Origin of the sequence: Pseudarthrobacter sp. (assembly GCF_036675385.1) — a bacterium.
Classification (GTDB): Bacteria; Actinomycetota; Actinomycetes; order Actinomycetales; family Micrococcaceae; genus Arthrobacter.
Genome location: NZ_JAKFFD010000126.1, coordinates 1 through 7687 on the forward strand (window position 1 = coordinate 1; position 7687 = coordinate 7687).

9 protein-coding genes are annotated in these 7687 nt (G+C 65.1%); 5 read left to right on the forward strand and 4 right to left on the reverse strand.

Annotated elements, in window-relative coordinates:
- Positions 1-77: 77 nt before the first annotated feature.
- The 3 genes from V6M49_RS09940 (at position 78) to V6M49_RS09950 (ending at position 2299) form a co-directional block, all read left to right on the forward strand.
- Positions 78-914: an arginase family protein gene (locus V6M49_RS09940; protein ID WP_246848618.1), complete on the forward strand. Its 837-nt coding sequence runs from the start codon at positions 78-80 to the stop codon at positions 912-914.
- A gap of 234 nt (positions 915-1148) precedes the next feature.
- Complete coding sequence (locus V6M49_RS09945) at positions 1149-1346, forward strand: hypothetical protein (protein ID WP_056346486.1); 198 nt, start codon at positions 1149-1151, stop codon at positions 1344-1346.
- Between the two features lie 107 nt (positions 1347-1453).
- A complete protein-coding gene (locus tag V6M49_RS09950) occupies positions 1454-2299 on the forward strand; it encodes an alpha/beta fold hydrolase (protein ID WP_332761006.1) in 846 nt (281 codons plus the stop codon).
- 63 nt (positions 2300-2362) lie between these two features.
- On the opposite strand, the gene V6M49_RS09955 is transcribed toward V6M49_RS09950, so the two are convergent.
- The 4 genes from V6M49_RS09955 to V6M49_RS09970 form a co-directional block, all read right to left on the reverse strand.
- A complete protein-coding gene (locus V6M49_RS09955) occupies positions 2363-3550 on the reverse strand; it encodes a fatty acid desaturase family protein (protein ID WP_141141638.1) in 1188 nt (395 codons plus the stop codon).
- A gap of 13 nt (positions 3551-3563) precedes the next feature.
- Entirely contained in the window at positions 3564-4661 is a 1098-nt protein-coding gene (locus tag V6M49_RS09960) for a ferredoxin reductase (protein ID WP_141141639.1), read from the reverse strand.
- Between the two features lie 133 nt (positions 4662-4794).
- Positions 4795-4998 (reverse strand): hypothetical protein, encoded by a 204-nt coding sequence (locus V6M49_RS09965; RefSeq protein ID WP_141141640.1) that lies wholly within the window; start codon positions 4996-4998, stop codon positions 4795-4797.
- A gap of 102 nt (positions 4999-5100) precedes the next feature.
- The gene (locus tag V6M49_RS09970) at positions 5101-6135 is read right to left on the reverse strand and encodes an LLM class flavin-dependent oxidoreductase (protein WP_332761007.1); all 1035 of its coding nucleotides are present in this window, start codon (positions 6133-6135) and stop codon (positions 5101-5103) included.
- 75 nt (positions 6136-6210) lie between these two features.
- On the opposite strand from V6M49_RS09970, the gene V6M49_RS09975 reads away from it, so the two are divergent.
- Entirely contained in the window at positions 6211-6543 is a 333-nt protein-coding gene (locus tag V6M49_RS09975; RefSeq protein ID WP_141142201.1) for a YnfA family protein, read from the forward strand.
- Between the two features lie 60 nt (positions 6544-6603).
- Complete coding sequence (locus V6M49_RS09980; protein ID WP_332761008.1) at positions 6604-7497, forward strand: hypothetical protein; 894 nt, start codon at positions 6604-6606, stop codon at positions 7495-7497.
- Positions 7498-7687 lie beyond the last annotated feature (190 nt).

Consider the following 7687-nt stretch of genomic DNA (forward strand, 5'->3'; position numbering starts at 1 on the left):
TCTGGCAGGCTAGGAACGTGATTGCAATCCTGTCTGCACCAAGTAACCTCGGCCTGCGGCCTCCAAGACGCGGCAGTGTGCCCGGCACAGCCAAAGCACCCGAGGCCCTAAGAGAAGCCGGTCTATTCAAGCGGCTCGCACAGGTGGGGGCGATTGACGCTGGCGTAGTCCTTCCAGGGCGGTACGTCGATGACGACACCACTCGCTCGGCTGGCCATGTTCGCAACGAGGCTGCGATGGCCGAGCACGCCCATCGACTTGCCGATCGTCTGGCGGGTGTTATCGAAGCAGGAAATACTCCGTTGGTGGTCGGCGGAGATTGCAGCGTCCTACTCGGAATCGGCCTCGCTCTCTCGCGGCGCGGCCGGACTGGCCTGGTTCATGTAGATGGCCACACTGACTTTCGGCACCCTGGCAACAGCGAGGAGTGCGCTAGCGTCGCCGGTGAAGACCTTGCCGCTGCCGTTGGCCTGCACTGGCCAGCAATCGCGAATATGGACGGATTCGGGCCGTACTTCCCCCCAGCTCGTACCGTCCACATAGGGCACCGAGACGATGATGCAGAGGCTTCCGAAGCGCGTCGGAAACTGGGCCTCGTCGTCTCCGCCCAAGAAGCCCTTGCTCAGGCGCCGGACGCCATCGCCGCTGCAGCTCTTGCAGTTGCGGGCGTTGGCTACTGGCTGCAGATCGACGTCGACGTACTCGATCCCAGCGTGATGCCAGCCGTAGACAGTCCCGACCCAGGAGGATTCGCCGCGAATGAACTGACGGAACTTCTGGCTCAGCTCGCCCCATGGGCCATCGGGGCGTCAGTGACCGTGTTCGACCCTGACCTCGACCCCGACGGACGGTACTCCCGCGTGGTTACCGACGTCATTTCGGACGGTCTCGCGCGACTAGGTGTGGCTGCCTGACCTCCCCACCCCCAGTAAGGGATCCCCCTACCGGCCAACCGGGCGTGTCATTTACCGCTGCAGAAACGCCGCCATTTAGCGCTGCGATTCATAAAAGTGAGAGAGCGTTGGGAATTAAGTGGCGTTAAGTGAGAGAGCGTCCAGGTGTGGGGAGGGGGCGGCGTTTTTGGTCCTGTGAGCTTTCCGGTTATCGGCGCATACTTGAACGCACAGGCCACGCCATGGGAGGACACCATGAAGTTTCTCGGAGCACTTATTGTCATCTGGCTGATCATCGGAGGAATCGCCGCCTGGCAGCGCGGCTATTTCGGCGGGGCTCCAGGGTCCTGCGCCGCGGCGGGAACGGTGGCCGTGACCATCGTCGCCGGGCCCTTGAACTACCTGGGCGTCAACCCGCAGGTCGGCTGCGAGCTGCCCCAACCCTCCCAGTAGCCAGATCCTTGGTGCCCCGGCGTGTGGTCCCTAGAGTAGGGAATGCCGGGCGCTGGCTTTTGCTTGGCGCCCGAAACTGATCCCGAAGCTTCGAAAGGACCGCCGAGATGGCATTCGTCACCGTTGGAACCGAGAACAGCACCGATACCGAGCTCTACTACGAAGACCACGGGAGCGGCCAGCCCGTTGTCCTGATCCACGGCTACCCGCTGGACGGATCCTCCTGGGAAAAGCAGACCACCGCCCTTCTGGAGGCCGGCTACCGCGTGATCACCTACGACCGCCGCGGCTTCGGCAAGTCCAGCAAGACCACCCGCGGCTACGACTACGACACGTTCGCCGCCGACCTCAAAACCCTCCTGGAATCGCTGGACGTCAACAACGCCGTGCTGGTGGGCTTCTCCATGGGTACCGGCGAGGTTGCCCGTTACCTGAGCACGTATGGCTCCGCCCGGGTGGCCCGCGCAGTGTTCCTCGGATCGTTGGAACCGTTCGTCCTGAAAACCGAGGACAACCCGGAAGGCGTACCGCAGGACGTTTTTGACGGGCTCACCGAAGCCGTCACCGCGGACCGGTACGCGTTCTTCACGGAATTCTTCAAGAACTTCTACAACTCGGACACGTTCCTGGGCACACCGCGGCTCAGCCAGGAAGTCCTGGACGCCAGCCGGAACATCGCAGCCGGAGCCGGCGCCACCGCATCAGTCGCCGCGCAGCCCACCTGGCTGACCGACTTCCGCGGCGACATCCCCCGGATCGATGTCCCCGCGCTGATTGTCCACGGCACCGAGGACAACATCCTCCCCATCGACGTCACCGGCCGCCGGTTCGCCAAGGCCCTGCCGTCGGCGGAGTATGTGGAGATCGACGGCGCCCCGCACGGGCTGCTGTGGACGCACGCCGCGGAAGTCAACGAAGCCCTGCTCGCCTTCCTGAAGAAGCAGACCGGATAACAAAAAAGAGTGGAAGGGCCAGTTCATTCGCCTGGCCCTTCCACTCTTTAAGGCTTAGTCAGCTCAAGCCCTGGCGGCCTTGCCCGGCAGCGCCAGCTTGAAGACCTTCGCCCAGGAAGATCCCACCTGCTTCAGCAGCGGACCCGTGGTGTACTTCAGGCCATAGCGCTGGCAGATCTCGCGGACCCGCGGAGCAACCTCGGCGTACCGGTTGGACGGCAGGTCCGGGAAGAGGTGGTGCTCGATCTGGTGCGACAGGTTGCCGGTCATCAGGTGCATGAACTTGGAACCGGAGATGTTGGCCGAGCCGATCATCTGGCGGACGTACCAGTCACCGCGGGTTTCGCCTTCCACCATTTCCTCGGTGAAGGTGTCCGCGCCTTCGGGGAAGTGGCCGCAGAAGATCACGGCGTGCGCCCACACGTTGCGGACGGCGTTGGCGGTCAGCGTGCCGTAGAGGGCCTGCTTGCCGGAACCGGTGAGCATGGCGACGGCGGGCGTGGCCGCGTAGTCCTTGGTGAACTGGGTGACCACCTTGCGGCCCAGCGCCTTGAGGTCCTTGAGCAGTGCTTCCTTGGACTTCTTGCCTGCCTGGTACTCAGCAAGCTCCAGGTCGTAAATGGCGATGCCCCATTCGAAGACAGGAGCCAGGATGGCGTTGTACAGCGGGTTGCCCAGGTTATGAGGCTTCCACGGCTGGCTCTCGTCCATCCGCAGGAGGTTGTATCCGACGTCGTTGTCCTTGCCCACCACGTTGGTCCAGCGGTGGTGGAGGTCATTGTGGCTGTGCTGCCAGGAGCGCGCCGGGGTAACGAAGTCCCATTCCCAGGTGGTGGAGTGGATGTCCGGGTCACGCATCCAGTCCCACTGCCCGTGCAGGATGTTGTGGCCGAGTTCCATGTTTTCCAGGATCTTGGCGAAGCTCAGCAGCGTGGTGCCGGTGACCCAGGCTGCCTTGTTCTTGCTGACCAGCAGTGCCGCGCGGCCGGAGATCTCGAGTCCGCGCTGGATCTTGATCATGCGGCGGATGTAGGCGGCGTCGGATGCGCCGCGCTTGGCGAGGATTTCGTCGCGGATCGCGTCGAGTTCCCGGCCCAGCTCAGCTACCTGTTCGTCGGAAAGGTGCGCGGCAGCGGGCGGGCGGACAGAGGGGCCGCCGGACTCGGCGAGCGCTCCGGGGCGCGTCTTTGCCGCTCCGGTCGGGGCGGCCTTGCTTTCTGAAACTGATTTGTTTTCTGAAACTACTGACATGCGTTAATGCTCCTCAGAGTTCGAGGTTGACGGGTCCGGCGGCTGCCGAGACACACGTTTGGATTAGTTGGCCGGGTTCGCCGTGGACTTCGTTGGTGCGAAGGTCACGGACCTGTCCGGCCAGGAGCGGAGTCAGGCAACTGTGGCAGATCCCCATCCGGCAGCCGCTGGGCATCAGCACCCCGGCGTCCTCGCCGACGTCGAGCAGCGGAGTATCGCCGTCGGCGTCAATTTCCCGGTCCGACGCCTCAAAGGTGACCAGGCCGCCGTCGTGCCCTACACCCCCGGCGAAGGTGGTGTTGAACCGTTCAATCATCAGGTTGCCGGGATCGCCGGCGAGCGCAACATCGGAACCGGGGGCACCGGCGGTGAGGGACGCCTGCTTCCACAGGGCCTCGGCGTCGTCCAGGAAACTGTCGGGACCGCAGGCGTAGGCGGCGCGTTCCTTCCAGTCCGGGCAGATGTCATCGAGCTCGGCCGTGTTGGTCAGGTCCATGCGGCCCTGCTCGCCGGTGTACCAGTGGGCCAGCCGGAAGTTGGGGAACTGGTCAGCCAGTTCGGCGAGTTCCTCGCGGAAGAGGCTGTCGCCGGGCGTGCGGGCTGAGTGGACCAGGACGACGTCGGCATCCGGGCGGCGGGGAACAAGCGTGCGGATCATGGACATCACCGGAGTGATGCCGCTGCCGGCGGTGACCATCAGGAGCGGCCTGGGGTGCTCGGGCAGGACGAAGTCGCCTTGCGGGGGTGCCAGGAAAAGGACGTCGCCCGGTTTGGTGGTCCGGACCAGGGTTCCGGAAACAGCGCCGACGTCGGTGACGGTGATGGCCGGGTCCTTGCCGGCGGGGGCGCTCAGCGAATACGAGCGCCAGTGGCGGACGCCGTCCAGCTCAACGCCTATGCGCGCCCACTGGCCAGCCAGGTGGGAATGCCAGCCGCGGCCGGGACGGAAGAAGATGGTGGCCGACTGTGCCGTTTCCTGGACCACACGGGTCACCACTCCACGCAGCTGGCGCGCGGAGAAAACAGGGTTAAAGAGCGCCAGAATATCTTCCGGTGCCAATGGCGTTGTCAGTACGGAAGCCGCCTGTGCCAGCTGACGTAGCCGGATCATGCAGTCAAACCTAAAGCGGCGCGAGCCATATGTCTCTCTCCTGACCGTTCCGCAGTCACGCAGTAATGTTGGGGCCTCAGCCCCCAATGCCCGCTACAAGCCTAACGGCTGTGGCTTGCTGATGGTTCCCGGGTCAGCGGCTGTCCCGGTCTTCGAATTCCTCATCGAGGTCGTGGTGCCTGAACTCCGTCTCCGGGTTCGGCTCCCCCTCGGCCACGTACTCGTAGTCCAATTGGCGTTGCACCTGGCTGTCCAGAACCTGCAGTTCCCGGTCCGGAACGGTGGAAAGATCTTCCGGGAACTCATCTTCCGGTGTCAGGTGGAGCTTTTCGGACATGTTGAGCCTCTCTGGGCCGTGACAGAAAGCCGGGCCACCGTGGCCCGTACCTTCTCAGGATATTCCCTTCCGGGCGGATCGCCCAGCGGAAATTACGCCGGATCAGGAACGGGCCGGGGTCCAGCCGACGGCGGGCGCAATGTACCGGGCGATGTTTCCCAGCATTTTGGCATTGAAGTCAACGCCCAGCTGGTTGGGCACTGTCACCAGCAGCGTGTCCGCGGCCTGGACCGCTGCGTCGGCCGCCAACTGCTCGGCCAGGACATCCGGAGCACCCGCATAGGTCTTGCCAAAGCGTGCCGTCAGTCCGTCGATGACGCCCACCTGGTCCCGGCTGTCCCGCAGCGCGCTGCCCGCAAAATACCTGCTGTCCTCGTCGTCCACGATTGGCAGGATGCTCCGGCTGACAGAGACCCGCGGCTGGTGGCTGTGTCCTGCCACGGTCCAGGCCTCCCGGAAGAGTTGGATTTGCTCCGCCTGAAGCTGGTCGAAGGGGACGCCGGTGTCCTCGGTGAGAAGGGTGGAGCTCATAAGGTTCATGCCCAGGCCGGCCGCCCACACGGCGGTGTTGCGGCTTCCGGCGCCCCACCAGATCCGCTCTGTCAGGCCCGGTGACTGCGGCTGGACCGGCAACAGGCCAATGGCTCCGCCGGCGTAGCGCGGGTCCGCCTCGGCCACGCCGGCGCCGCTGATGGCGTGCCGGAACTCGGCTGTGTGCCGGCGGGCCACGTCTGCGGCGGTCTCGCCTTCGGCCGGTTGGTGGCCGAAGGCGGCGGCCCCGTTCCGGGCGGGCTCTGGTGAACCACGGCTGATGCCCAGCTGCAGCCTGCCGCCGCTGATCAGATCCGTGGCGGCGGCTTCCTCGGCCATGTACAGCGGATTTTCGTACCGCATGTCGATCACGCCCGTGCCCATCTCTATCCGGCTGGTCCGGGCCGCGATGGCTGCCAGCAGCGGGAAGGGGGACGCCTGCTGACGGGCGAAGTGGTGCACCCGGAAGAAGGCGCCGTCGATGCCGAGTTCCTCGGCGGCCACCGCCAGCTCAATGCCCTGGCGGAGGGCCTCGCCGGCGGTTCGGGTGCGGGAGCCCTGGCCGGGGCCCCAGTGGCCGAAGGAAAGGAATCCGATGCGTTGCATGTAAGGCCCAACCTCACGCCGGGTGGCCGCATTCCCGGCTGGCATGATGAGCCTGTGAGTATTCCTGCTGAAACCGTGGCGATCGCCAAAACGACTGTGCTGTTCGTCCTGGCCGCTGCTGCCGAGATCGGCGGCGCGTGGCTCGTGTGGCAGTCAGTCCGTGAGGGCAAGGACTGGTGGTGGGCAGGGCTGGGCGTGATTGCCCTGGGCCTCTACGGTTTTGCGGCCACCCTCCAGCCGGATGCCCATTTCGGCCGGATTCTGGCCGCCTACGGCGGCGTGTTTGTGGCTGGTTCGCTGGCGTGGGGAATGATCTTCGACGGTTTCCGCCCGGACCGGTGGGACATCGCGGGATCCGTCATTTGCCTGGTCGGGGTGGCTGTGATCATGTTTGCCCCGCGGAGGTAGCCCGTACCCGCGGTTGGGAGCACAATTGATCCATCCTTTGGATGTGGATGGTGATCAGCGATGGCCACAATAATTGTGGTGGGGTCCGCCCTTTTTCTGCTCCTTGGCCTGCTGGTGGTGGTGCTGTGGGGAGGCCGCAGCATCCGTGAGCCATCCGCCTCACGACCCCACCCCTCCACGGGCACCGGCGGGCAAAAGTTCCGGACTGACGTGAAACTGAGCGCGCTGCGCCGGTTCTTCTGGTGGGCCAACGTCGTGTCCTTTTCCGCACTGGTCTCGGCGTTGCTTGCCGCCTGGCCCGGCGGGCGGCTGGTCATGCGCATTTTGGCGGACACATCCCCCGCTTCCGCACAGGGCCGGCTAACGGAGGCCCAGGCATTCGTGGGAATTCCCAGCGTTGGGGGGACCATGGCCCTGCTGTTCTTCGGTGGCCTGCCGGCCGGCTTCCTTGCCGCGATCCTGTTCCCCCTCGTGCGCCGCTGGCTTCCACGCGGACGTCTCGCCGGACCGCTGTTCGGTTTGCTCCTCCTCGTGTGGGTAGGGTCCTTGATGGATCCCCTGCGCGCGGACAACATCGATTTCAACATTGTTGGACCCGGCTGGCTGTCGGTGGCACTGTATGCCGGACTTGCCCTCCTTCACGGCGCCGTCGTCGCTGCCGCAGCTGGTTGGTGGAGTGAGCGCCTTCCGCTGTGGGGCTCCGGAGCGGCTAAATTCTATGTTCCGTTGCTCGCTGGTGCCATCTTGTTTCCACCGTTCGCAGTCCTCGTCGTCATTGGGATCCTCCTCTTGTTCCTCTGGCTGAGCGTCGTTCCGGTTTCCTTGCTGAGATCCGCGCGGCCCCGCCGGACACCGCCGGCTTGGGTGGGTGCCGGGGCGATAGTGCTGATCAGTGCCGCCGCGCTTCCTGTTTTCATCAGCGCCGTGGTTTCCATCTCGTCCAGGACCGGCTGACGCCAGCGGCCAAACTGGCCCCGTGCCCAGCGACCAGACGCCGCCCAACGACCCCGTGCCGCCGTCCGCGCGGAAAGATCGCCGAACGGCTGCTGGCCGGCGGCATCGCCATCGAGGCCTTCACCTCGGACCTGTTCCTGGAACCGGTCCGCAAGAGCCTGGCGGTACTGCTCCTGCTCCTGGGCATGCT

Excerpts from the sequence above, each read along its gene's own strand:
- V6M49_RS09945 (WP_056346486.1), top strand. The coding sequence starts at position 1,149 with ATGAAGTTTCTCGGAGCACTTATTGTCATCTGGCTGATCATCGGAGGA.
- V6M49_RS09950 (WP_332761006.1), top strand. The coding sequence starts at position 1,454 with ATGGCATTCGTCACCGTTGGAACCGAGAACAGCACCGATACCGAGCTC.
- V6M49_RS09955 (WP_141141638.1), bottom strand. The coding sequence starts at position 3,550 with ATGTCAGTAGTTTCAGAAAACAAATCAGTTTCAGAAAGCAAGGCCGCC.
- V6M49_RS09960 (WP_141141639.1), bottom strand. The coding sequence starts at position 4,661 with ATGATCCGGCTACGTCAGCTGGCACAGGCGGCTTCCGTACTGACAACG.
- V6M49_RS09965 (WP_141141640.1), bottom strand. The coding sequence starts at position 4,998 with ATGTCCGAAAAGCTCCACCTGACACCGGAAGATGAGTTCCCGGAAGAT.
- V6M49_RS09970 (WP_332761007.1), bottom strand. The coding sequence starts at position 6,135 with ATGCAACGCATCGGATTCCTTTCCTTCGGCCACTGGGGCCCCGGCCAG.
- V6M49_RS09980 (WP_332761008.1), top strand. The coding sequence starts at position 6,604 with ATGGCCACAATAATTGTGGTGGGGTCCGCCCTTTTTCTGCTCCTTGGC.